Annotated in this window: 23 protein-coding genes and 1 riboswitch; of the genes, 11 read left to right on the top strand and 12 right to left on the bottom strand. The window is 65.4% G+C overall.

Annotated features, from left to right (window positions below):
• Positions 1 to 10 precede the first annotated feature (10 nt).
• From WPS_RS17745 to WPS_RS17710, 8 genes are all read right to left on the bottom strand, one after another.
• Positions 11 to 2,017: a proton-conducting transporter transmembrane domain-containing protein gene (locus tag WPS_RS17745; RefSeq protein WP_317995788.1), complete on the bottom strand. Its 2,007-nt coding sequence runs from the start codon at positions 2,015 to 2,017 to the stop codon at positions 11 to 13.
• Positions 2,008 to 2,748, bottom strand: coding sequence for an NADH-quinone oxidoreductase subunit B family protein (locus WPS_RS17740; RefSeq protein ID WP_317995787.1), 741 nt, complete (start codon positions 2,746 to 2,748; stop codon positions 2,008 to 2,010). Before WPS_RS17740 ends, WPS_RS17745 begins: the two co-directional genes overlap by 10 nt.
• Positions 2,745 to 4,127, bottom strand: a complete 1,383-nt coding sequence (locus WPS_RS17735; RefSeq protein ID WP_317995786.1) for a hydrogenase large subunit — start codon at positions 4,125 to 4,127, stop codon at positions 2,745 to 2,747. The genes WPS_RS17740 and WPS_RS17735 overlap by 4 nt, the downstream gene beginning before the upstream one ends.
• On the bottom strand, positions 4,124 to 5,566 hold the full coding sequence (locus WPS_RS17730; RefSeq protein WP_317995785.1) for a proton-conducting transporter transmembrane domain-containing protein: 1,443 nt from the start codon (positions 5,564 to 5,566) through the stop codon (positions 4,124 to 4,126). Before WPS_RS17730 ends, WPS_RS17735 begins: the two co-directional genes overlap by 4 nt.
• Positions 5,563 to 6,183: a hypothetical protein gene (locus WPS_RS17725; protein WP_317995784.1), complete on the bottom strand. Its 621-nt coding sequence runs from the start codon at positions 6,181 to 6,183 to the stop codon at positions 5,563 to 5,565. The genes WPS_RS17730 and WPS_RS17725 overlap by 4 nt, the downstream gene beginning before the upstream one ends.
• A gap of 46 nt (positions 6,184 to 6,229) precedes the next feature.
• Complete coding sequence (locus tag WPS_RS17720) at positions 6,230 to 7,192, bottom strand: respiratory chain complex I subunit 1 family protein (protein WP_317995783.1); 963 nt, start codon at positions 7,190 to 7,192, stop codon at positions 6,230 to 6,232.
• Positions 7,193 to 7,217: 25 nt separating this feature from the next.
• Positions 7,218 to 7,292: riboswitch (Fluoride riboswitch) on the bottom strand.
• A 75-nt stretch (positions 7,293 to 7,367) separates the two neighbouring features.
• Positions 7,368 to 7,604: an aminotransferase class IV gene (locus WPS_RS17715; RefSeq protein ID WP_317995782.1), complete on the bottom strand. Its 237-nt coding sequence runs from the start codon at positions 7,602 to 7,604 to the stop codon at positions 7,368 to 7,370.
• A 73-nt stretch (positions 7,605 to 7,677) separates the two neighbouring features.
• Positions 7,678 to 8,706 (bottom strand): IS481 family transposase, encoded by a 1,029-nt coding sequence (locus WPS_RS17710; RefSeq protein WP_317995781.1) that lies wholly within the window; start codon positions 8,704 to 8,706, stop codon positions 7,678 to 7,680.
• Positions 8,707 to 9,124: 418 nt separating this feature from the next.
• Between WPS_RS17710 and WPS_RS17705 the strand changes: the two genes are divergently transcribed.
• Positions 9,125 to 10,342, top strand: a complete 1,218-nt coding sequence (locus WPS_RS17705; protein WP_317994492.1) for an IS256 family transposase — start codon at positions 9,125 to 9,127, stop codon at positions 10,340 to 10,342.
• A gap of 231 nt (positions 10,343 to 10,573) precedes the next feature.
• On the opposite strand, the gene WPS_RS17700 is transcribed toward WPS_RS17705, so the two are convergent.
• Positions 10,574 to 10,930 carry a ferredoxin gene (locus tag WPS_RS17700; protein ID WP_317995780.1) on the bottom strand — a complete coding sequence of 119 codons (357 nt, stop codon included), beginning with the start codon at positions 10,928 to 10,930 and terminating at the stop codon, positions 10,574 to 10,576.
• A gap of 41 nt (positions 10,931 to 10,971) precedes the next feature.
• Here WPS_RS17700 and mnmG point away from each other — a divergent pair, with 41 nt between their 5' ends.
• From mnmG to thiD, 9 genes are all read left to right on the top strand, one after another.
• Positions 10,972 to 12,831: a tRNA uridine-5-carboxymethylaminomethyl(34) synthesis enzyme MnmG gene (gene mnmG, locus WPS_RS17695; RefSeq protein WP_317995779.1), complete on the top strand. Its 1,860-nt coding sequence runs from the start codon at positions 10,972 to 10,974 to the stop codon at positions 12,829 to 12,831.
• A 41-nt stretch (positions 12,832 to 12,872) separates the two neighbouring features.
• On the top strand, positions 12,873 to 13,523 hold the full coding sequence (rsmG, locus tag WPS_RS17690) for a 16S rRNA (guanine(527)-N(7))-methyltransferase RsmG (RefSeq protein ID WP_317995778.1): 651 nt from the start codon (positions 12,873 to 12,875) through the stop codon (positions 13,521 to 13,523).
• A gap of 322 nt (positions 13,524 to 13,845) precedes the next feature.
• Positions 13,846 to 15,252 carry a CCA tRNA nucleotidyltransferase gene (locus tag WPS_RS17685; RefSeq protein ID WP_317995777.1) on the top strand — a complete coding sequence of 469 codons (1,407 nt, stop codon included), beginning with the start codon at positions 13,846 to 13,848 and terminating at the stop codon, positions 15,250 to 15,252.
• A 9-nt stretch (positions 15,253 to 15,261) separates the two neighbouring features.
• Positions 15,262 to 16,062, top strand: a complete 801-nt coding sequence (locus tag WPS_RS17680; RefSeq protein ID WP_317995776.1) for a ParA family protein — start codon at positions 15,262 to 15,264, stop codon at positions 16,060 to 16,062.
• Entirely contained in the window at positions 16,059 to 16,937 is an 879-nt protein-coding gene (locus tag WPS_RS17675) for a ParB/RepB/Spo0J family partition protein (RefSeq protein WP_317995775.1), read from the top strand. The genes WPS_RS17680 and WPS_RS17675 overlap by 4 nt, the downstream gene beginning before the upstream one ends.
• Positions 16,934 to 17,755 (top strand): hypothetical protein, encoded by an 822-nt coding sequence (locus tag WPS_RS17670; RefSeq protein ID WP_317995774.1) that lies wholly within the window; start codon positions 16,934 to 16,936, stop codon positions 17,753 to 17,755. The genes WPS_RS17675 and WPS_RS17670 overlap by 4 nt, the downstream gene beginning before the upstream one ends.
• Before the next feature lie 113 nt (positions 17,756 to 17,868).
• The gene (locus tag WPS_RS17665; protein ID WP_317995773.1) at positions 17,869 to 18,432 is read left to right on the top strand and encodes a hypothetical protein; all 564 of its coding nucleotides are present in this window, start codon (positions 17,869 to 17,871) and stop codon (positions 18,430 to 18,432) included.
• A gap of 53 nt (positions 18,433 to 18,485) precedes the next feature.
• Positions 18,486 to 19,076, top strand: coding sequence for a thiamine phosphate synthase (locus tag WPS_RS17660; protein WP_317995772.1), 591 nt, complete (start codon positions 18,486 to 18,488; stop codon positions 19,074 to 19,076).
• Positions 19,077 to 19,078: 2 nt separating this feature from the next.
• Positions 19,079 to 19,843, top strand: a complete 765-nt coding sequence (gene thiD, locus WPS_RS17655; protein WP_317995771.1) for a bifunctional hydroxymethylpyrimidine kinase/phosphomethylpyrimidine kinase — start codon at positions 19,079 to 19,081, stop codon at positions 19,841 to 19,843.
• A gap of 7 nt (positions 19,844 to 19,850) precedes the next feature.
• On the opposite strand, the gene WPS_RS17650 is transcribed toward thiD, so the two are convergent.
• Together WPS_RS17650 and trpS are read right to left on the bottom strand one after the other, a co-directional pair.
• Positions 19,851 to 20,198 (bottom strand): zinc-ribbon domain containing protein, encoded by a 348-nt coding sequence (locus WPS_RS17650; RefSeq protein ID WP_317995770.1) that lies wholly within the window; start codon positions 20,196 to 20,198, stop codon positions 19,851 to 19,853.
• Positions 20,199 to 20,398: 200 nt separating this feature from the next.
• Positions 20,399 to 21,391, bottom strand: coding sequence for a tryptophan--tRNA ligase (trpS, locus tag WPS_RS17645; RefSeq protein WP_317995769.1), 993 nt, complete (start codon positions 21,389 to 21,391; stop codon positions 20,399 to 20,401).
• Positions 21,392 to 21,486: 95 nt separating this feature from the next.
• On the opposite strand from trpS, the gene WPS_RS17640 reads away from it, so the two are divergent.
• On the top strand, positions 21,487 to 21,963 hold the full coding sequence (locus WPS_RS17640) for a GNAT family N-acetyltransferase (protein ID WP_317995768.1): 477 nt from the start codon (positions 21,487 to 21,489) through the stop codon (positions 21,961 to 21,963).
• 10 nt (positions 21,964 to 21,973) lie between these two features.
• Here WPS_RS17640 and WPS_RS17635 read toward each other — a convergent pair whose 3' ends face one another.
• On the bottom strand, positions 21,974 to 23,182 hold the full coding sequence (locus tag WPS_RS17635) for a pyridoxal phosphate-dependent aminotransferase (RefSeq protein WP_317995767.1): 1,209 nt from the start codon (positions 23,180 to 23,182) through the stop codon (positions 21,974 to 21,976).
• Between the last annotated feature and the right edge of the window lie 42 nt (positions 23,183 to 23,224).

The following is a 23,224-nucleotide window of genomic DNA, read 5'->3' as shown; positions in this document are numbered from 1 at the left end:
GCGATCTCTTCTACCAGAGGCGGAGCAAGGGGTATATGAAAAGCAGTGCGATGATAAAGGCTAAGATGTACGAGAGGTATACAGCAATGAATCCGGACTGCGTCTTTCGAACGAGCGTTGAGAGACGGAGGAATCCGGAAGCGAGCGCGATCGCTAGCGGCAGATCCGCGAATGGACGAGCCCGACTCTCGTAGCGTAAATTGCCGTCTCCCGCGACATCCCCGCTCGTTTCGCGCACGACCCGCGTGACAATATCGAGCACAACGCGACTCGCATTTGCAAATCCCGTGCCGGAATATTGCGTCCAAGCATAATAGCGGTTTCCTGACGTCCAAGGCGCTTCGCTGCGCGAGACTGGTCGCCGAATCAAAGCGACCAGGATGCGGAAGCCAAGGGCGAAGGCGAGTGCAGTTCCGACGAGACCCATTCCCGAGACTGACGAAAAACCTGGGAACGGCGGCTGAACGAGGGGCGCATCGTGAATCATCGCCGCGACCGTCGCCACGCGTGCGATGGAATCGATCGCTGGCGCGATGAGGTTGAGCACGGTCGGGGTCCAGCTGCCAACGATGACCGAGGCGATCACGAGACCCGCGTACGCGAGACCGGTGAGCATACTTTTCGAGCCCGATGCATGTTCGGCACCTGGTGAGCGTGCCGCGCCGAGAAATCCGATGCCGACGGTTTTCACGAATGCGACGACCGCCGCACCCGCCGCGAGTCCAATTGCTGCCCCGGCGACAGCGAGAGCGATTTCGAGCGGCAATGACGCCGTTCGAAAGGCCTGCATCGTGGCCTCAAGAGAGAGCCACTCGCCGGCAAAGCCCCCGAATGGCGGCAGTGCGGCAAGCGAGAGGGCAGCAGCGGTTGCCGCAGTCGTACTCACCGGAAGCCGTCGCCATAGTCCGCCGAGTAGATCGAAAGATGTCGACCCAGTCGCGTCATCGACATCTCCGATGACAAGAAAGAGCGTCGATTTCGCGATCGCGTGAGCAAGAATTTGAACGGCCGCCGCCGCTAACCCAAAGCCCACCAGAAACGGTTGCGAAACGGCGCGCCCCGCCAGCGCGACACCGATGCCCACGAGGATGATGCCAGCGTTCTCAACGCTCGAAAACGCAGCGAGCATCCGCATATCGCGCTGCGCGAGCGCCCACATGACTCCCAGGATGGCACCGAACGCGCCTAGAGCAAGCACCAGGACGGACCACCACGTCGGTACCGCGACGGGCGCTGAAACGACGAAGCGCTCGAGTCCGTAAAAGCCAACGTTCAGCGCACCGCCCGCCATGAGGGCGGCAAGGGGCCCGGGTGCCGCCGGGTATCCGTACGGCATCCACCCCTGTAGGGGAAAGATGCCGATCTTCGCTCCAAAACCTGCCAGCAACCCGACGAACACGAGTCCCGCCATCTGCGGCGAGAGGTGCGCCCACCCGACGGCCACATCGCTGACGCGCGAACCAGAATGGACGGTGAGAATAAGTAGCGCTCCCAGCAGCGCTGCACCCGCCGCATGGGTGATTACAAGCGTGAAATACGCCGCACGATCGGCGTTCTCGCGTTCACCCGCAAACGCAATCGCCCAACCAAAACCAAGCGCCAAGAGTTCCCAGCCGAAGAGAAAGAGCCACACATCATCGGCACTGCAGGCGAGCAATGATGCGAAGAGGATCGTGCATGCGCTGCCCGAGGCATGCAAACCGAGCCCGCGTTCATTGCGGCGTCGGCGACCGCACGCGAACAGCGCGGTCAGCGTCGCGACAAGGCCGAGTACGAGCACGAAAAATCCCGCGAGCCCATCAAGCCGCAACGCAATATGATTGCCGAATGATATCGCATGAGCAGCACTCCGCAGAGCCAGGACCGCTGCTACGCATGCCGCAGAACCCGCGAGGGTCAGGAGCGCGAACGCTACCGATCGCGCAAACTTCACGCGAACGAAGGCCGAGATCGCGGCACCCGCGAGACACGCAAGCCCGGCAGCGATGAGCGCTGAGAACGGCGCCGTCATCTGCATGCAACCGGCGGGATGCGCCCGAGTGCGAGCCATAAGCCCGCGATGATGGCGAGCGGCGGCGGAGGCGAACCCGGGATTGCGATGTCGACCGGAATCACCCGCTCGACCGCGCCGATTATTCCCGGGCTTCCGGCGAAGATTCCGCCCGACGCCGCACTCGTACCAACGGCGACGACGACCTTCGGTTCCGGCATTGCATCATACGTGCGCCGCAGCGGTTCCGCCATCGCTCCGGTCACCGCACCGGTGACAGCGAGGAGATCGGCGTGCCTGGGCGATGCGGTAAGAAAGATGCCGAGCCGTGTCACGTCATAGTACGGGTTGAAGAGCGCCTGCATTTCCTGATCCTCCGAGCAGTCGCTCCCGACATCGATGTGCCGAATCATGATCGATTTTCCAAGCGAGCGCACGCGCTCGCGTAAGCGCGCTCGCTCCTCCGTCGGGTCGGCGGAGAAATGAGCGAGATTGAACTCTGCTGACATCGCGAAAGCTCGCGGCGTGATGCGGGCGCACTCACCGCACTGGAAACAGCGATCGACATCAACCGCACCGCTTCGTTCCTCGATCGCACCACTCAGACAGACGGCGGCGGCGCGCGCAATCGATTGCGCATCAGCGCCTTCTTGGCATACCGCGCGACCGCGCCATCCGGCTGGCATCGCATCGATTCCGCTTGGAAAACGGGTCGTTACAATTCCCGTGCGCAAGCCGCGCAAGAACCATCGGTTCATCGATCGCTCTCTGCCTGGATTGCTCCGAACGAGTGCTCGACAAACGAGAAATCCGTGAAAATATTTCCGGGAAGGGACAGCGCAAAGAGCGGCCAGTTCGCAAAGGTCGCGGATCGAATCGCAACGCGCTGGAGACCGTCGTCGATGCGAACGAAATATACAAGTTCACCCTGCGGTGACTCGACGCGCGCGTAGCCCATACCGCTGCGCAGCGGCGTCTCGACCCGATGAGGCCCTTCACTTGCCCCGTCGAGTGCATTTCGAATCAGTCGGAATGCCCGACGAATTTCGCGCCGTCGGACGCTCGCGCGGGCAAAGGCATCTCCCGCACGTTCGAGTGCCTCATCACCTTCGAGCGGGGTTGAGAGCCAACCGTCCCGCGTGCGTGCATCGCATGAGACGCCGCTTCCTCGGGCAACCGGCCCAACACCGCCAAAGCGTACGACGGTTTCTGCGGAAAGATGTCCGGTTCCGATCAGTCGATCGGTCAGCGATGGGGTTTCGAACAGCGTCGCAACGACCGCAAGGATATCGCGTTCGAGGTCGTCAAGCGACCGCGCAGCTTCGCGCCGCAGCGCAGGGATTAGATCGTCGCGAACCCCGCCAATCGCAACGCACCCCCGCGCAAAACGATTTCCAGTCGCTGCTGCAAGAAAACGATGCACGCGTTCCTTGAGCGCGAACGTTTGCGCAGCCCCAACGGCGAGCGACGCATCGTCAGCGAGTTTCGCTAGCACGTCGAGATGCTGGTGAATCCGTTCGAACTCAACGAGGACGCCCCGCGCAGCGCGCGCTCGATTTGGTATGGTGATCTCGAGTGCGACCTCACACGCTCGGGAAAACGCACTCGCATGGCTGGCTGCGGTCGCGCCCGAAACGTGTTCGGCGATAAACGGCGCGAGATCGAGCGCCACTCCAATGAATCGGGCTTCAATTCGGCGACGCTTGTAAAACATCGTCGCCTGAACGCCCAGGAAATCCTCACCGGCGGTTTCGATAAGCCAGCGCGCCGATTCGGAAATGCCCGAGCGCACGGGGCCATACAGAACGGTTGAGACTTCGGAAGATGCCGAGCGGCGAACGGGTTCCGAAACGGTCGGATCGAGGGACCGACCGTCGAGCTCGCCGCACACGGAAATTCCGTCGATGTCGCGGAGTTCACGCTCGTACCAAGCCGCAGCGGGCGTGATGTCGGTGAGCGTTGGAAGCGGTTCTTCCAGCATGGCGGCATACGGTTCGAGGTGCCGCTCGTTCGCTAAGACGTAACGAACGATCCGACCTTCGCGGGTGTCATCGAGAAACGCACTGACGAACCGCGAGCCGGAACGCAGACGCGCCCGTATCAGATTCTGCGCTTCACTGAGTGAGAGGACGTTCATGAGACGTTTCCCGCGAGGATATGTTGGACCCCAAAGATCAGCACTTTAAGAACGTTCGGCACGTATACGCCGAGGCCAACCACGATGACCACGCCCAGCGCCATTCCGATGATGGGAAATATTGCTCGTTCTCCGCGAACGATGCTCTCAGGCGGCGCTCCTCCCGTGACTGCCGCGATCCAGCGCACGATGCCTGCAAACGCAATGACCAGCAGCACGAGAAGTGCTCCGGCTCTGAGAGGCGCGCTGGAAAAACCGCCGACGAGAATCATGAGTTCGCTCCGGAACATTCCAAATGGTGGCATGCCCGCAAGTGCGAGGCCCGCAATCGCGAGAAAGGCGCTGCTGACGGGGAGTGTTACCAGCGCGCCGCGGATGCCCGCGATTTCACGCGTCTCGTACCGTTCCGCGATGCGACCGGCTGCAAGAAATGCTAGCGACTTCGTGGCCGCGTGATTAACGACATGAAGCATCGCTCCTGCGACGGCGATCGGAGCCGAAAACGAAAGCGCGGTCGCGACGATCCCCATGTGCTCGATACTTGAATAGGCAAACATACGCTTGAGATCGCGCTGCTGAAGGAGAAAGAATGCGGCGAGGAAGAGCGAGAGCAAACCGAGCACGGCAAAAAGGTGACGCGCGTATGACGGTCCGAGTGCCGCATTCGTGATTGCGGCAAACCGTAAGATTGCGTAGAGCGCGTCGCTGAGGACGACGCCCGAAAGCATCGCGCTCGTCGGCGTTGGACCGGCACCATGAGCGTCCGGAAGCCAGGTATGCATGGGCGCAAGTCCCATTTTCGTTCCGAAGCCGACAAGTGCGAACAGGAACGCAAGGCGCACGGCGTCGGGATTCAGTCGGCGCGCAGCCGAAACATACGCGGCCCAATCAGGCGAGTACCGCGTTCCGAGCGCCTCCGTACCACCCGCATAGAGCACGATGACGGCGACCAGCGCGAGTCCGAGGCCGCACGATGCAATGAGGATATACTTCCACGCAGCTTCGAGCGCAGCCGGCGTGCCCTGCAACCGAACGAGCAAGGCAGCGACGATCGTCGTCGCCTCCATCGCAACCCATAGGCCAGCCATATTTGTCACGAGCGGAACGATGACTTCGACGAACGCAAATGCATTCGTTAGGGCCAGAAACTCCCGTCGGAAGCGCTCGCGATCGGAACCATGCGCTTCCGCTTCGACGTACCAGACGGTGTAGATGCCCACGCATGCATACACGATACCGAGCGGGAGAAGAAACAATGTGGACTGCGCATCGATGGTTCCTCGGTGCTGCGAAACCATCACCGCAACAATGGCGATGAGCATCGCTGTAACGACGGCGCCGACCGCCGTCAACGCACGGCCCACGGTATACGGCAAAAGAAGGCACACGATCGCGAGCATCCCGGGGATGGCAACGATCGCGGCAACAATCGGATTCATCCGCGTAAACTTTCGAGCGAGCTCGTCGCAATCGAACCGCGTTCGTTGACGATGACGCGAACGAGCACGGCGAAGACGACGACAGCGATGACGACATCGATGAGCAGCAAAACTCCGACAACGAGCGGAAGCCCCGGCGCGAGGGTTACGGTGCCGAAAAAAAGGCCATTTTCGAGCGTCAGAAATGCTATGACTTGCGCGAGCGCATTGGGCCGCAGAATGGCAATCAGAAACCCGACGAAAACGATGGAGAGGGTCGTCGCAAGATTTGCCGACGGCAGAAAGGCGCCCGCGTGCAAAGGAAGCCGAGAGGCAGTCGTCATCGCGAGTGCGATCAGCGCAGCGGCAATGAGCAAGGAAGCCGTGACATTGATACGCGCCGGAATTTCGACGCGTGACGATACTCGGTGCGAGAGGACTCGCATGTACAGCGGCAGAGCAAACGCTTTTACCACGACCGTTATGATCGCAAGAAAGATGAGATCCCAAGCGCCATCGACAACGCCGACCGTCGCACAGACAATCGCCACGAGCAACGATTGTAACGCGTACAGCGCGATCAACTCAACGAGAACGAGCGAACGAAGCATTGCGAGCTGCACGAGCAGCAAAACCACAGCGACGCTTCCGGCAAGAGCCTGGGGGACAGATAAGGTATGCATCTTATCCGAATCCGGCCACGTATGCGACGACCGCGAGAAGCGCGACGAGCAAGCCCGTCGCGATAAATTCGACGACGCGGTACAGCCGCAATTTCGCAAAAGTCGTGTCGATGATCGTTACGAGCGCGCCGACGAGCAACATTTTTAGAAAGAGCGTGACCAGGGCGAAGGCTACGCTCGTTACCGAGCCGTCTGTTGATAATCCTTGAGGAATGAGCAGAACGTTGATAAAAATAGTGTAGAGAAGAAATTGTTTGATCGATCCGGCCCATTTGAATAGCGCCATCTCCGGACCGGTATGCTCAAACAGCCGCGCATCGTCGATCATCCCGAACTCTGTCGTTGCCGATGAACTCTCGATCGGAATACGGCCGGTATCCACGAGCAGCATGAGAAAGAATGCTGCAGTCGCCAGAACATGCGCCGGTCTCAAAACGTTTGCCAATGAATCGCGCAATTGCGCATTCATCGCGTACGGCAAGTCCGTTCCGCTAATGAATGCGACGGAAAAAAAGACGAAAATGAGTGTCGGTTCGACGAATATCCCGACCATCGTTGCCCGGCTCGCACCGATATTCGCATATTGCGATCCCGAATCGAGAGCGGCAAGGGACGTTGCGAATGATCCTAGGGCAAAGAGAAACGCGCCAGCGAGAATATCACCGTAGGTAGCGCCCGGGAGCGGATAAGTTGTAAGCACGGGGATGAGCGTCGCGATCGTCGCGTAACTCCCGCAGACCACGTACGGCGCATAGCGAAAAACTGGCGACGCAACATCGGGCCGAATCGAGGCCTTGCGCAAGAATTTGACGATGTCGCGGTACGTTTGGAGAACCGAGGGCCCGCGCTTACCGGCGACCAATGCTTCCCAACGCGCGATGACTCCGGTCAGAAGCGGCGAGAGAAAAAGCGCCGCTGCGACTTGAAAAATTTGGACGAGCGGCGCCGGAAGGGTAGCTGTCATCGCGGGAGCTCCTAAGCACACATGCAGCGGCACAGGAGTCATTGGCCGACGAGCGGCGGTTCCACGATCTCGTGAGGCGGACCCCACCGCCTAGGTAATGGGTTCTGTACGCTTTATCAGGTCCACGATACCTGTTTTCCCGAAACGGTAGACGAAAGGGTAGCCGAACGGTCGCTCATGCACGCACCGTTCGGGAGGCGTACGTCTTGAGCAGCCAGTCGGAATACTTGGGCAGCTCGGCGCGGGTGACTTTGCCGTAGAGATCGATCAGGGCTTTCGCGACCGGGCCTTGCGTGCCATTGCCGATGCTCCGATGATCGACGGATTCGATCCATTGCACGCCCGCCGCGCTGCCGCTCAAGAACATCTCGTCCGCGCAAAAGATTTCGCTGCGATCGATCGCACGTTCCACGACCTGTAGTAGCTACTATGTGATCTGACAGTCGTACGATCTTGCGGTAGTGTCAGATAGGTTGGGTTTCAGTCTAAGCGATCTGTTTCTCTTTCGCAAGGGAGACACTGTCGACGAATGTCTGCATCGGCGTCTTGCCGTAGCACCAGCGTCCTTGATGCGGACGCTGCGTGTTGTACTCCTCGGTCCACGCATCGAGGTCCCGCTGCAGTTGCTCGAGCGACGTGTAGATCGTCTTGCGAAACGCGATCCGATAAAACTCATCAAGCATCGTTTTGTGAAAACGCTCGACGATGCCGTTGGTCTGCGGATGGCGTGCCTTCGTTCGGGTGTGGTCGATGTCTTCGATCGCCAGGTAGAGCTCGTACGGATGTCCCTCACGCCCGCAAAACTCCGTGCCGCGGTCGGTCAGGATCCGTTGCAACGTAATCCCGTACTCTTCGTATAGCGGTAACACGCGATCGTTGAGCAGGTCGGCCGCAGTGATTGGTGTCTTGTCCAAATAGAGCTTCGCGACGCCCACCTTCGCATAGGTGTCGATGAAGGTCTGCTGGTAGATGCGGCCGACGCCCTTCATCGTCCCAACGAAGAAGGTGTCCTGCGCGCCGCAGTAGCCGGGGCACTCACTCTCGAACTCGCCGTGCGCTTCTTTCTCGAGCTTGGCACGCTCCAGCGCGACGACTTGCGCCTCAGTCAGGACGAGCCCATCTTGGGCGCTCTTTGCTTCCAGCGCTTTGAGCCGTTTCTTCATCGTCTCAAGATCGTGTCGCAGCCACACCCCGCGAAGTCCCGCCGGCGACATACGCATCCCACGCTTGGCGAGCTCGTTCGCTGCGCGCACTTGACCGTACGCAGGGAACTCGATCGCAAGATCGACAATCGCATCCTCGACTTCGGGAGCAATGCGGTTCTTGAGGTTCGGCTTTCGCTTGGTGATCTCGGCCAAGGCTAGATCGCCGCCCGTCTCGTAGAGCTCTTTGAAACGGTAGAAGCTATCACGGCTGTAACCCATCACGCGGCAGGCTTCAGTCACATTTCCGAGCTGCTTGCCGAGCTGGAGTAGGCCCACTTTCGCCTTGATGACTTTTCGGTCGCTGTTCATGGATGGCTCCTCAGGAGGATTCACCACCGGTATTCGACAACCGTCAGATCAAATCCTGACTTCTACACCATAGGTTCCCGTTGCTTCCATGCGGGCGTGCACATCAACGGCCTTACAATTCATCAGCCACTTCGATAGCTGATCGAAGCCCTTGATGTTGTTCGGCACGGTCTTAAGAGTAGACCGCTCACCCTGAAGCAACTCGCATACAGCGTCGCTTTGCCGACATCGATGCCAAGATCGTCCATGCTGCCTCCCCGGATCACACTGATTCATCCATGCTCGCTAATCGAGAGCAGCGGCACTTCGATCACGATCGGCAGAGTCCCTATAATTGATGTAAATTCAGCGGGCGGGTAGCCACCGCTCCGGTTCGAAGATTGACGTTGACAACACTTCAATCGAAAGGACCGGAACGGTGGCCGATTACGATCTTACCCTATCCCGCGACGCGATTCCAGCGTTGCTCGATCAACCTGCGGCGCTCGGGAAGCTCGTCGAAACGATTTTGAACCAAGTGCTCGAGGCGCAGATGCGCGATCATCTGGGCGCCGAGCGGTACGAACGCTGTCAAGAACGGGAGGGCTATCGAAATGGGTATCGCGATCGACAGCTCTCGACCCGCGTCGGATCGCTGGTCCTGCGCGTGCCGCAAACGCGCGACGGCAGCTTCTCAACCGACATCTTTGAGCGTTATCGCCGCAGCGAACAAGCCTTTGTCGTGGGCCTGATGGAGATGGTCGTCAACGGCGTCTCGACGCGGAAGGTCACGCGGATAACCGAAGGTCTGTGTGGGACGTCGTTTTCGAAGTCGACGGTCAGTCGCCTCGCGAAGGCCCTTGACGAGCCGGTCGCGGGATTCTTGAATCGTCGGCTTGATGCGGCGTACCCGTTCATCATCGTTGACGCGCTCTTTACGAAGGTGCGCACCGACAAGAGCGTCGTCAGCAAAGCGCTCCTCATCGCGAGCGGCATTCGCGCTGACGGATACCGAGAAATCCTTGGTCTTTCGATCGGCGATTCGGAGAGCTTTGCGACGTGGAACGAGTTCTTTCGCGGCCTCAAAGCACGCGGCTTGCACGGCGTCGACGTTGCCGTCTCCGACAATCACTCGGGCTTACGCGAGGCGATCGCCAAGCAATTCGTCGGCGCGACATGGCAGCGCTGCCAGTTCCACGTGATGAAGAACTTGCTCGATCACGCGCCCAAGAAAGAACGCGAAAACGTAACCGCTGCAGCTCGGCTGATCTTTCTCGCAACTGATCGCAAAGAGGCTGAGCGTCGATATGCGGAATTCATGGCCCGCTTCGCAGAAACAGCGCCGAAGTCGTGCGTGTGCTTGGAAGGAGCGTTCGAAGACATGTTTGCGATCTTGCCGCTGCCGGAGAAATATCGTCGGCGACTGCGCACGAGCAACATGCAAGAGCGGCTCAATGAAGAGATTCGTCGCCGGGAGAAAGTCATTCGCATTTTCCCAAACGACGCCGCAGCGATTCGCATGGTCGGCGCGTTACTCTCCGAGCAAAACGACGAATGGTTAAGCCGAGCCTACTTCGACATGACCGAATACTTCGAATGGAAAGCAACGACGGTGGCCAAGCCGGCCGCCGTAAAACGAGACAGACGAGCAGCCTAACTTACGCGATCGACGAACCGGAATTACAGCAGATTTGGGACTTGACTTCACGATCTCCGCGTCGGACGCATCGCGCCGCGGTCGCGCGCGTGGATGATCCGCCGCGCCCAGAAAAGCGCGGCGTGACGCGCCGCATCGGCGACGTCCTCACGATGCGTCAGAAGACGTACCGCACGTCGCCGCGCGCTTCGAGTGCATGCGCGAGCGACGTATTCCACCGCGGCGCGTCGATCATCCAGTTGCCATCGGCGTGCGCGACCAGATACGCGGTCGCGCCGTACGACGCGCGCGCTTGAATCCCAGCTCGGAGACGGGTCCGTCGACGAAGAGCGGAAACGAAGCGATCGCGTCGCGCACCTGACGATGCGCCGTGTCGCCGATCGCGCCGACCGGGCACGCCGTCAGCGCGCGCTGCGCCGCCGCGACGTCGGCGGGCTCCGCGGGCTGCGCGACGACCGCCGAATGCGCGCCCCGCGCGGCGAACGTGAGCGGCGCGAAGCTGCGGCAGGCATCGCAATCGATGCACGACGCGTCGACGAAGAACGGTCCGTCGGTGTTGGTGCGCAAGCGGCGCGCGGGATCGGCCATTGGTGCGATCCGTACAACCGTGCTACGATGGCGGGCGTTCCATGCGCACCGTCTCGCGCGGCGACGATGCCGCGGTCATCGTCGTCGGCGCCGGCCACGCCGGATTCGAAGCCGCCCTTGCCGCGGCGCGGCTGGGCGCGCACACGCTGCTCGTCACCGGCGATCCGGAACGGATCTGCACCTTGGCCTGCAATCCGTCGATCGGCGGGAGCGCCAAAGGCCAGCTCGTGCGCGAGATCGACGCGATCGGCGGCGCGATGGCGCGGGTCACCGACCGCGTCTCCCTCCACGCGCGCTTCCTGAACGAGTCGAAGGGCCCGTCCGTCCGCGCGCTGCGCGCCCTCGCCGACAAGCCGGGGTACGTCCGCGCCGCACGGGCGGAACTCGGCGCGGAGCCGCGGGTCACCGTCGTCGCCGGGATGGCCGACGACCTCGTCGTCGAGGCGGGGGCTGTTCGGGGCGTGGTGCTCGCCGACGGCCGGACGCTGCGCGCGCCGAGCGTCGTCCTTGCCACCGGAACGTTCCTGGGCGGGAAGACCTTCCGTGGCGATGAGGTGCGCGCCGAGGGCCGCTTCGGCGAGGCGCCCGCGGTCGGGCTCTCCAGCGCGCTGGCGCGCTTGGGCTTTCCCCTAGCGCGGCTGAAGACCGGGACGCCGCCGCGGGTCGATCGTACGTCCCTTGCGCTGGATGCCATGTCACCACAAATGCCGAGTGCGGTGCCGCTCCCGTTCTCCTACCGGAGCCCGGCCGCGTTCGCGGGCCCGCAGCTGCCGTGCTGGATCGTCGAGACCAGCGAGGCGACGCACGCGCTGGTGCGCGCCAACCTGCACCGCTCGCCGCTCTACGGCCTCGACCTCATCCGCGGGATCGGGCCGCGCTACTGTCCGTCGATCGAAGACAAAGTCGTCAAATTCGCACACAACGCGACGCACCAGATCTTCGTCGAGCCCGAAGGCTGGGACGAGCCGACGTTCTACGTCGGCGGCTTCTCGACGTCCCTCCCTGCCGACATCCAGCTCGCGATGCTAAGGACCCTCCCAGGCTTCGCGGACGTGCTCGTGCTCCGCCCCGGCTATGCGGTGGAATACGACTTCGTGCAGCCGACAGAACTGGACGTCAGCCTCGAGACGCGGCGGGTCGCCGGGCTCTTTCACGCCGGTCAGCTCAACGGAACGAGCGGATACGAAGAGGCGGCGGCGCAGGGGCTGATCGCCGGGATCAACGCAGCGCGACGCGCCGCCGGCCGCGAGCCGTTGCGGCTCGGCCGCGAAACGTCGTACATCGGGGTCCTGCTCGACGACCTCGTGACCCGCGGCGTCGACGAGCCGTACCGGATGCTGACGTCGCGTGCGGAGCACCGGGTCGTCCTGCGGCACGACAACGCCGACCTGCGCCTCACCCCGGTCGGCCGCAAGATCGGGCTGGTCGACGACGAGGCGTGGGAGGCGTTCGCGCGGCGCCGGGATGCGCTCGACGCGGCGCGGCGTGCCGCCGAACGCTCCCGGGCGCCGGCGCGGATCGCCTCCAGCGACCTCGCGCCGGGCTCGACCCTGGCCGACGCGCTGCGGCGGCCTGAGCTCGGGATCGCCGACGTGGCGCCGTTCCTGCCGCCGGAGATCGACGCCGGGACGGGCGCTCGCGTTGAGATCGAGCTGAAGATGGACGGCTACGTGCGTCGGACGCAGGCGGCGATCGAGCGCGCCGCGCGCGATGAAGCAGTCGTCCTGCCGGCCGATCTCGACTATGCGTCGATCCGGGCGTTGTCGCGGGAGGCGAAAGAGAAGCTCGACCGGACGCGGCCCCGCACGCTGGGCGCTGCGACGCGCATCCCCGGGATCACCCCGACCGACATCGCGCTCCTCGGGGTGCACGTCCACCGGCTCACCGCCGCGCCGGCGTGAAACCGGTCCCCCTGCCGGATCCCGCCGCCCGCGCCGCGCTTGTGGAGGCCGGCGTCGGCGAGGGGCTCGCCGAGCGGCTTGCGATCTACGCCGCGCTGGTGCTTGCGGCGAACCGGCGGATCAACCTCACCGGGGCGAAAGACGGTGCCGCGTTCGCCGCCCACATCCTGGACGCGCTGACCCTCCGCGGGGACGTCCGGAGCCCGCTGATCGACGTCGGGTCCGGAAACGGCCTGCCGGGGATCCCCCTCGCGATCGCGGGCGCGGTGCGGGTCGTATTGCTGGAGCCGATCAAGAAGCGGGCGGGGTTCCTGGAGGAAGCGCTCGCCGTGCTTGGGCTGGACGGGGAGGTCATCTCCCGGCGTGCCGAGGAGGCCGGGCGGGAGCCGGGATTGCGCGAGGCGTTTGCGACTGCGACGGCGCGCGCGGTCGGTTCGTCGCCGGCGGTTGCCGAGTTGACCGTGCCGTTTCTGGCGCTCGGCGGCCGTGCGCTGCTGCAGCGGGGATCGCTGGCGGAAAGCGAGCGCAACGCCGTGCACGACGCCGCGCTGGTGCTCGGCGCCGAATTGGTCGGGGAGCGAGCGATCGACGGCGAACGCCGGCTCCTCATCTTGGAGAAGCGGACGCCGACGGGCCCACGCTTCCCCCGCCGAGACGGCATCCCGACGAAACGACCGCTCTGTCTCTCGTAGGGCGCGGGGTCACGTTGAGCCGTCGAAGCGGCGCCCCCAATCGCGCGCTGCGGGCTGGGCGACCACACCCCGTCGGGCGCGATCGTGGCGCCACAGGCTCAGCGTGACCCGGGGTGGTTCCGCTTTGGCTAGCTCTGCGCGACCGGGAGTTTCCCGGGAAACGGCGCGATCGTGAATCCGGGCTCGTCGGAAGGCAACGATCCGCCCGAGTCGTGAGGGCGTTTCCCGGGAAACGCTCTGTTTGGCAGGGCGCTGCCGCGGATCGTGACCTGCGAGCGGCTCAGCGCTGCGGGGTAGCGCGGCGCGGTACAATAGCGGGCGCGTGCGACACTCCCTCGATGACGTTCTGGTCCAGCTCTTGCCGGGCGCGTCGCTCTATGCCGTCGGCGGACGGGTGCGCGACGAGTTCCGATCCCGACTCGACGGGGTGGCGCGACCGCCGAAAGACCTCGACTACGTCGTCACCGGTATCGCGTTCGACGTGCTGCTCGAAGCACTCCGATCGGCGGGCCGCGTCGACGTCGTCGGCGCGTCGTTCTCGGTGCTCAAGTTCCGGCATCCGGCCGGCGAGGCCGATATCGCGCTTCCGCGGCGCGAGCGCTCGACCGGAACCGGGCATCGCGCGTTTGCGGTCGAGTCCGGGCCCGAGATCCCGCTCGAGGACGACCTGCGCCGGCGCGACTTCCGAATGAACATGATCGCGCGGCGGATCGCGGACGACGCCGTCGTCGATCCCTACGGTGGCGTCGCCGATATCCGGGCGGCGCGGATCGACATCGTCGATGAGGCGACCTTCGTCGAGGATCCGCTCCGCATGCTCCGCGCCGCGCAGTTCGCGGCACGCTTCGCGTACAAACCGACCGCCCGGACGTCCGCGGCGATCGCGAGCGCGGCGCCGTTGCTTGCGACCGTCTCGGCGGAACGGATCGGCGATGAGTTCGCGAAGCTCTTCACCGCGGCCGCGCCGTCGGTCGGGATCGAGATCCTCCGCAGCACCGGCGTGCTGGTTCATCTCTGGCCGGAGCTGCTCGAAGGGCTCGGCGTCGACCAGAACGACTGGCACGCCTACGACGTCTACCGCCACAACCTCGCGACGCTCGATGCGGCGCCCACCGGCGACGTCACGTTGCGGCTCGCGGCCCTGCTCCACGATATCGGGAAGCCGCGCACGGCCGCGCCTCGCCCCGAAGGCCGCGGAAACACGTTTTATCAACACGAGCACGTCGGCGCAGCCCTCGTCGCGCCGATGCTGGCGCGCCTGCGCCTGCCGAACGAAACGGTAGAGACGGTCGCGCACCTCGTCCGCCACCACATGTACGCCGCCGATCCGGAGCTGCAGGACAAGACGCTGCGCCGCTTCATCCGCAGGATCGGTCCCGAGCATCTCGACCGGCTCTTCGCCCTCCGGCACGCCGACATCGACGGCTCGGGATTGCCCAAGCGCGACGACTCGAACGAGCGTTTCGAGGCGCGGATCGCCGCGGTGATGGCCGAAGGTCCGGCGCTCGGCGTCCGCGACCTTGCGATCCGCGGGATCGACATCCTCGCGCTGTTCGAACGGCGGGGGCTGGCCAAACCCGGCTTTCGCGGCGACGCCCGCGTCGGCCACGTGCTCCGGGCCCTCTTCGAGGAGGTCACCGACGATCCGTCTCGGAACGACGCGGCCTTGCTCGCAGAGCGCGCGGAACGCTACATCGACGAGCATTTCCCCGTGTCCCCGGCAGAATAGGCGCTCTTCGTGGTTTCCGGTACGTCGGCACGCGTCATCGCGATCGTCAATCAGAAAGGCGGCGTCGGCAAGTCGACGACCGCGGTTAATCTCGGCGCATCCCTCGCGCTCCTGGGCCGACGAGTTCTGGTCGTCGACGTCGACCCTCAGGGGAATACCACGACGGGAGTCGGCGTCGACAAGCGTACCGTCGACCGCGACATGTACAGCGTGCTGCTGCAGCACGCCGCGATCGCCGACGTGACCCTGCCGACCGAGATCGAGCAGCTCGCGGTCGTTCCGGCGACGCTGAGCCTCGCCGGCGCGGAAGTCGAACTCGTCTCCGCCTTGCAGCGCGAGAACAGGCTGAAGACCGCGCTCGCCGCGGTGCGCGACCGCTACGACGAGGTGCTGATCGACTGCCCGCCGTCGCTCGGCCTGCTGACGATCAACGCGCTCACCGCCGCCGACGAAGTGATCATCCCGGTGCAGGCCGAGTATTACGCGCTCGAAGGGCTGAGCCAGCTCATCGCGATCGTCCGCCGCATCAAAGAAGGTCTCAACCCCGACTTGACGATCGGCGGCGTGCTCATCACGATGTTCGACGGCCGCACCAAGCTCGCGACCGAAGTGCTCGAGGAAGTGCACAAGTTCTTTCCCGATCGCGTCTTTCACACGCAGATCCCGCGCAACATCCGCCTCTCCGAAGCGCCGTCGTACGGGAAGCCCGCGATCTTGTTCGACGTGAAGAGCCGCGGCGCGCAAGCGTATCTCTCGCTCGCGCGCGAACTCGTCGGCGCTCCGGCTGCCGCCGGCGAGCACCTCGAATGAGCGCGCCGAAGCGCGGGCTCGGACGCGGGCTGGGCGCACTGCTCGGCGAGGGCGGCACCGCCGACGTCACCGCCGCACCGCCGAAGCGCGATCTGCAAGTGCTGCCGCTGGCGCGCATCCGTCCCAATCCGCAGCAGCCGCGACGAACGTTCGCACCGCATGCGCTCGACGAACTGCGCGCGTCGATCGCCTCATTCGGCGTGCTCGTTCCGGTGATCGTGCGCGAACGCGCCGACGGCTTCGAACTGATCGCGGGCGAACGTCGCCTGCGCGCGGCGCGCGCCGCGGGGCTCGAGACGATCCCCGCGATCGTCCGCACCGCCGACGATCGCGAGTCGCTCGAGGTCGCGATCATCGAGAACCTGCAGCGCGAAAACCTCGATCCGCTCGAAGAGGCGATGGGCTTCGCACATTTGATCGAGGCCTACGGCTTCACGCAGGAACAGGTCGCCGAGCGGATGGGCCGCAGCCGTCCGGCGATCGCGAACGCGCTGCGTCTGCTCGGGCTCTCCGATGCGATCAAAGCCTTGGTGCGCGAGGGGCGGCTGACCGCGCGTCACGCGCGCGCGCTGCTCGCGCTTCCGCCCGAACGGCGCGAAGCGATCGCGCGCCGCGCCGCCGACGAAGAACTCACGGTGCGCGCGCTCGAAGCGCTCGTGCAGGAGAGCGGGCGCGCGCGCCCCCGCGCCGCGCGCGTGACCTCGGCGCGCGTGCAGCACGACGACGAGGCGTTCGTCGCGCGGCTGCGCTACAAATACGGAACGCAGGTGAAATTGGTCGCGCACGAACGCGGCGGCGCGATCGAGCTGCGTTACGCCGATGCCAACGATCTGACGCGCATCGTCGACTTGCTGCTGGGAGAAGAATCGTCGTGAACTCGTTCGCGCGCACCGCGCTCGCGTCGTGCGCCCTCGCGCTGCTCGGCGCAGCGCCGCCGGCGGCGCCGAGCTACGGCCCCGTTCCGGCGGGACCGCAGACGGCGTTCGTCAAGCGCTACGTCGACGCGCTTCGCACGGGACAATACGACGCCGCCTTCGCGATGCTCAGCGACGACGAGCGCGCGTACTTCGGCAGCGCCGCCGCGTATCGCAGCGTCTTCGACGCGGATGGCTTCACGATCGCTGCAGCGCGCATCGTCGGCGCGCGCGGCGACGAGCGCGGGCGCGTGTACTTCGTGCGCGAGCAGGTCGGCTTCGTCGACCACGCGCGCGACGCGCGGCGCCGGGCGGACGTCACGGTGCCGATCGGCGTGCTCCCGGCCGCCGGCGGTCTGCATATCAAGGACCCCGGGAAACCCTACCGCGCATTCGCCTCGACGTCGACCGCCGGCGCCTCGGGGCTGCGCGTCACCGTCAAAAAGATGGAGTTCTTCGAAGACCGGATCGCGATGGTGGTGACGTTCGCGAACCTCGGGGATCGCTTCATTACCGTCCTGCCGTACGGGAAGAGCGTTCTGCGCGACGACAAGGGCGGCGTCTACCGGATTCTCGCGCTGAAGAACTGGGCGGTGACCGACAAGCACCTCTACGAGGGCGTGCCGCTCGCGCCCAACGCGCAGTACACCGGCTCGCTGACGTTCACCGCGGGCCGGCTCGACCCGCTCTCGCGCACGTGGTCGCTGACGGTCGCCCCGGCGCTCGCCGACGGCGCGGACGCGCCGTTCGACGTCACGGTCGCCGTCGCACCGCGCTAGTCGAAGCGGCAGAACGAAGGAACCGACTTCCAAGCCACGGAACGGCCGACACGCCCGGCGGCGACTTCGAGAATGGCCTCTGGGGTTTTTCCGTGCTTACGGGAGTCGTATCCATGCGTCGCTTCGCCCTGCCCCTTGCAGTCATGGCCGCCGTCGCGTTGAGCGCGTGCAGCGGCGGGGGGTCCGTCCTCAGCTTCAATAACAGCAACAATGCCGACCGCGTCATCGTAACGACCCTCGGCAGCACCAACGTCGCTCGCGTGATCCCGGGTTCGCCGATCGACCTCAGTGCGGTCGCCGTGCGCGGCTCGACGAACGGCACCCTTTCGAACAACACGTTCAAATGGAGCGCTGCGCTCGTCTCGAGCGGCACCTACCCGACCAACTCGAGCGGCGTCACCAAGGCGTGCAACGCCGTAACCGTCACGTCCCAGGGGACCACCGGGCCGCTGGTCACCGATTTCTCGCAGTACATCACGGTCGATCCCACCAACTCGGCCAACATCGTCTTCACCCCGCCGGCGATCATCCCGGTCCCCGCGGCGATCCTCGCGGTGAGTCCGGCGGCGACCGTCACACCGACCTATCCCTACTGCGTCGTCGTGAGCGCGACCGGGAGCGGTGCGACCGGTTCGATCACCGTCGCGGTCGTCAACCCGGCGGCCCCGCTGAACTGAACGCAATTCCGAACGGCTCGGAAACGGGGAGCGGCGACGCTCCTCGTTCGCGTTTGCGGGGGATCTACGCGATCGTCGACCCCGCGCGGGTCGAGCCGATCGCGTTCACCGAGGCGGTGCTGCGCGGCGGGATCCGGCTCGTCCAGATCCGGGCGAAGGACGGGATCGACAGCACGACGCTGATCGCGCTCGTCGGCCGGGTGCGCGCCGCGGGCGGGATCGCGCTCCTCAACGACGACGTCGGCTTGGCGCGGCTCGCCGACGGCGTGCATCTCGGGCAAGAAGACGCCGCAGGGCTCGACCTCACCGCACTGCGGCGCGGGCTCCCGGGCAAGATCATCGGCCTCTCGTGCGGGACGCCGGCCGAAGCGCGAGCGGTCGATCCGGCGCTGATCGACTACGTCGGCGTGGGGCCGGTCTTCGCCACGGGTTCGAAGCCGGACGCCGGTCGGCCGATCGGGATCAACGGCGTGCGCGCCGTCGTCGAGGCGTCGCCGGTGCCCTGCGCGGCGATCGGCGGGATCGATTCCGCGACGATCGGACGGGTGCGCGAGACCGCCGTGCCGATGGCGGCGGTGATCTCGGCGCTCGTCTGCGACGATCCGGAGCGCGCGGCGCGCGAGCTCGTCGAACGCTGGGGCTGAACGTGCCGGTCGTCGCCGCCGTCGGCACGACCCATCCGCTCGCGTTCGCGGGCGTCACCTTCGCGATGCAGGTGCTCGCGCGCGAAGGCGTGCGCCCCGTCTGCGTCATCGCCGGCGTGAGCGCGCAGGATGCGCGCAGCGTCCTGCGCCGCACGCCGCTTGACGCGGCGACGATCGCGGCGCAATTCGACGCGCTGCGCGAGGCGGGCGTCGGCGCTTTTCACGTCGGCGCGCTCCTCTCCACGGACGCGGTGCGCGCGGTCGCCGCGGGGCTCGCGGCGTTTGCGGGGGTGCCGGTCGTGGTCGATCCGGTGCTTGCCGCGACGGGCGGCGATCCGCTCGCCGATGACGCGACGGTGGCCGCGCTGCGCGACGTGCTCCTTCCGTGCGCAACGCTGCTGACGCCGAACCTCGACGAAGCCGGTGCGCTGCTGGAGCGCAGCGTGCGCGATCTCGACGCGATGCGCGATGCAGCGCCGGCGCTGCGCGCGCGCGGCGCGCGCGCGGTGCTGGTGAAAGGCGGACATCTCGCCGGCGACGCGATCGACGTCGTTTCCGACGACGCGGGCGTGCGCACGTTTCGCACGCCGCGCATCGCGAACGTGCTGCGCGGCACCGGCGATTTGCTCGCGGCGACGATCGCAGCATCGCTGGCATCCGGCGCGACGCTCGACGATGCGATCGTGCACGCGCACACGCGCGTCGCCGACGCGATTGCGCACGGCGTGCTGTTCGCGGGCACGCGCGTCGCGCCGGAGACGCGCTAAGCCGAGTTCAACGGTACGAGCGCTGCGACTGGAAGCAGTCGCGGCAGTATACCGGCTTGTCGCCGCGCGGCTGGAACGGCACTTCCGCCTGCTGTCCGCAGCTGCTGCAGGTCACGCTGTACATCTCGCGCGCGCCGCCGTACGCGCGATCGCTGCCGCGCATCCCGCCGCCGCCGCCGTATCCGCCGGAGATTCCGCCGCTGTTCGCGCGCGCACTCTTGCGCACGGCGCGGCAGTCCGGGCAGCGGTTGGGTTTGTTCTGAAAACCCTTCGTCGCGAAGAATTGCTGTTCGCCGGCGCTGAAAACAAACTCCGCACCGCAATCGGTGCAAGTCAGCCGTTCATCGGTATACAAGCGAGTGGACTCCTACGGGTTGGCCTGGTTTCGACTCGCCGAGTACCTGAGTGTGGTGATGCCACGGATGACGGGACCGCGCGGGGATCGAGACCGGTCGATTTTATGCGTGGATACTATCACGCGCCACCCGGGCGTGCAAGAACAGCACGCGACCCGCTCTGTACGCTCGGAAAACCGCGTCGGAAGGCCTTCGTCCGCTAGCTTCCGACGCCCATCGCGCGCTTCGCCGCATCGGCGGTGGCGCGAGCGATCGGCCGCACCGCGTCGGCGCCGGCGCACAGCAGTTCGTGCACCGTCGCCGGATCGGCCGCGAGTTCGGCGTACCGTTCGCGCAGCGGCCGCAGCGTCTCGACGAGCAGATCGACGAGTTCCTTTTTCACGTCGCCGTAGCCGCGCGCGCCGGCGAAGTGCGCCTCGGCCTCGGCGGCACTCGTGCCCGACGCCGCCATGTAGATCGCGAGCAGGTTCGTCACGCCGGGACGCGCGGGGTCGATGCGAATCTCGCGGCCGCTGTCGGTCTGCGCGGACATCACCGCTTTGCGGATCTGTTCGGGCGGATCGAGGACGCGGATTGCGTGATACGAGCCGGCGACGCTCTTCGACATCTTCTTGGTCGGATCGTCGAGGCCCATGATCCGCGCTCCGGCCGCCGGGATCGCCGGTTCGGGCAGGACGAACACCCCGCCGTAAGCCGCGTTGAAGCGCTGCGCGAGATCGCGCGTCAGCTCGATGTGCTGCTTCTGGTCTTCGCCGACGGGGACGTGCGTGGTGCGATACAGCAGGATGTCGGCCGCCATCAGCAGCGGATAGGCGAACAGGCCGACGCGCACTTCGCCGCGCTGCGCTTCGGATTTTTCCTTGTACTGCGTCATGCGGCCGAGCTGTCCCATCGCTGCGACGCACGACAGATACCACGTCAGCTCGCCGTGCTCGCGCACGTCGCTTTGCACGAACAGCCGCGATTTCGCGGGATCGATCCCCGCCGCCAGCAGGACCGTCGCGGTCTCGAGAATCTGAGCGCGCAGCGCGGCGGGGTCCTGCGGGACGGTGAGCGCGTGCATGTCGACCAGACAGAAGATGTTCTCCGCATCGTCCTGTCCGGTCACCCACTGTTTGATCGCGCCGAAGTAGTTGCCGATGTGAATCGAACCGGTGGGCTGGATGCCGGAGAAGACGACGGGACGGGCCATAGCTCTCGCTCGTTCGATTTCGGGAAACGCGGCGACCTTCGCCGCGCCGGGACGATGAAGGAAGGCGCGCGCGAGACCGAAACGGATCTGCGCCAGTGGACTTCGTCGTGCGTCGTGCCGGCGTCGAAGATGTCGACATCGTCGCTCCGCTTTTCGACGCCTACCGCGTATTCTACAAGCAGCGTTCCGATCCGGGGCTCGCCGCGGCGTTCGTCGGCGACCGGCTGCGGCGCGGCGAGTCGGCGCTGTTCGTCGCCGAGGATCCGGACGGCGAGGCGGTGGGCTTCGTCCAGCTCTATCCGGCGTTCTCGTCGACGGATGCGGCGCCCGGCCCGCTGTGGCTGCTCAACGATCTCTACGTCGTCGAGGAGCGGCGCCGCAACGGCGTGGGCCGGGCGCTGCTGGAGCGCGCGGAGCGGCTCGCGCGCGAGAGCGGTGCGGTCGGCCTGACGCTCTCGACGGCCGTCGACAACCTGCGCGCGCAGCGCCTCTACGAAGCGATGGGCTACCGTCGCGAGACGGTGTTCTTCACCTACAACCTGACGTTCGCGAAAACCGAACCCGCGCCCTGAAGCACGTCGCTCAGCGCGCGGGGGACTCGTAGCGGGGCAGGTGTTCGCGCACTTGGGCGACCGCCCAGCGGATGTCGTCGATCGAGGCGGCGTACGAGAAGCGCAGATAGCCGGCGCCCGCTGCTCCGAAGCTCGATCCGCCCAGGCACGCGACGCCGCATTCCTGCAGTAGCCATTGCGCGAGATGGCGGTCGTCGTGCGTCACCTGTGAGACGTTGGGAAATGCATAGAACGCGCCGTCGGGGAGCGTGCAGCTCACGCCAGGCACGTCGTTGAGGCCGGCGACGATCGCATCGCGCCGTTCGCGGAAGATCGCGTTCATGCGCCGGATCGGCGCGTCGTCGCCGGTGAGCGCGGCGATACCGGCGTGCTGGACGAACGTCGCAACGCACGAGAACGTGTTGTTGTTGAACAGCGTCACCGTCTTGGCGATCGCTTCGGGTGCGACGCAGTAGCCCAGCCGCCAGCCCGTCATTGCGTACGCTTTGGAGAAGCCGTCGACGATGATCGTGCGTTCGCGCATCCCGTCGAGCTGCGCGATCGAGTTGAAGGTCGGCCCGTAGATGTTGCGCGAGTAGATCTCGTCGGAGACGACGAGCGCGCCGTGCCGCTGCGCGAGCTCGGCGATCCGCTCGAGGTCGTCGCGCGTCAGTACTCCGCCGGTGGGGTTGTGCGGCGAGGTGATGACGATCGCTTTGGTCTTCGGCCCGACTTTCGCGGCGAGCTCGTCGAGATCGAGGCGCCAGTTGCGCGACTCCAGCAGCGCGACCGGGATCGGCTTCGCCTGCAGGTAGCTCGCGGCGGATGCGTATGCGGGGTAGGCGGGATCGGCGTACACGAGCTCGTCGCCGGGATCGAGGATCGCGGAGAGCAGGTTCCAGATGATCGGCTTCGCGCCGGCGCCGACCACGACGTTCTCCCGCGCGTACGCCGGCGTGAGCCCGCGAAAGCGTGAGGCGTAGTCGGCGATCGCGTCGCGCAGCTCGGGGATCCCGGCCGAGGGCGTGTAGTGACTGTAATTGTCTTCGATCGCGCGGATGCCGGCGCGCTTGATGTGTTCGGGCGTATCGAAGTCGGGTTCGCCGATCTCCATGTGCACCACGCGCCGCCCCTGCGCTTCGAGCGCCTTGGCGCGGGCCAGCACCTCGAACGCGCTCTCGCTTCCGAGACGCGCAACGGCCTGGCACAAGTAGTCTGCGTGATGAGCGACGGTCGGCATGAACACCTGCGAGGGCGAGGGTTACGAACGCTCGTCGTTTCT

The sequence above is a fragment of the Vulcanimicrobium alpinum genome, assembly GCF_027923555.1.
Classification (GTDB): Bacteria; Vulcanimicrobiota; Vulcanimicrobiia; order Vulcanimicrobiales; family Vulcanimicrobiaceae; genus Vulcanimicrobium; species Vulcanimicrobium alpinum.
This window is presented reverse-complemented; position numbering and strand designations above follow the sequence as displayed.

Coding starts and splice junctions, on each gene's coding strand:
- WPS_RS17735 (WP_317995786.1), bottom strand. CDS start 4,127: ATGAACGTCCTCTCACTCAGTGAAGCGCAGAATCTGATACGGGCGCGT.
- trpS (WP_317995769.1), bottom strand. CDS start 21,391: ATGGCCCGTCCCGTCGTCTTCTCCGGCATCCAGCCCACCGGTTCGATT.
- WPS_RS17675 (WP_317995775.1), top strand. CDS start 16,059: ATGAGCGCGCCGAAGCGCGGGCTCGGACGCGGGCTGGGCGCACTGCTC.
- WPS_RS17665 (WP_317995773.1), top strand. CDS start 17,869: ATGCGTCGCTTCGCCCTGCCCCTTGCAGTCATGGCCGCCGTCGCGTTG.
- WPS_RS17710 (WP_317995781.1), bottom strand. CDS start 8,706: ATGAACAGCGACCGAAAAGTCATCAAGGCGAAAGTGGGCCTACTCCAG.
- WPS_RS17720 (WP_317995783.1), bottom strand. CDS start 7,192: ATGACAGCTACCCTTCCGGCGCCGCTCGTCCAAATTTTTCAAGTCGCA.
- WPS_RS17740 (WP_317995787.1), bottom strand. CDS start 2,748: ATGAACCGATGGTTCTTGCGCGGCTTGCGCACGGGAATTGTAACGACC.
- mnmG (WP_317995779.1), top strand. CDS start 10,972: ATGCGCACCGTCTCGCGCGGCGACGATGCCGCGGTCATCGTCGTCGGC.
- WPS_RS17700 (WP_317995780.1), bottom strand. CDS start 10,930: ATGGCCGATCCCGCGCGCCGCTTGCGCACCAACACCGACGGACCGTTC.
- WPS_RS17635 (WP_317995767.1), bottom strand. CDS start 23,182: ATGCCGACCGTCGCTCATCACGCAGACTACTTGTGCCAGGCCGTTGCG.
- WPS_RS17730 (WP_317995785.1), bottom strand. CDS start 5,566: ATGAATCCGATTGTTGCCGCGATCGTTGCCATCCCCGGGATGCTCGCG.
- WPS_RS17745 (WP_317995788.1), bottom strand. CDS start 2,017: ATGCAGATGACGGCGCCGTTCTCAGCGCTCATCGCTGCCGGGCTTGCG.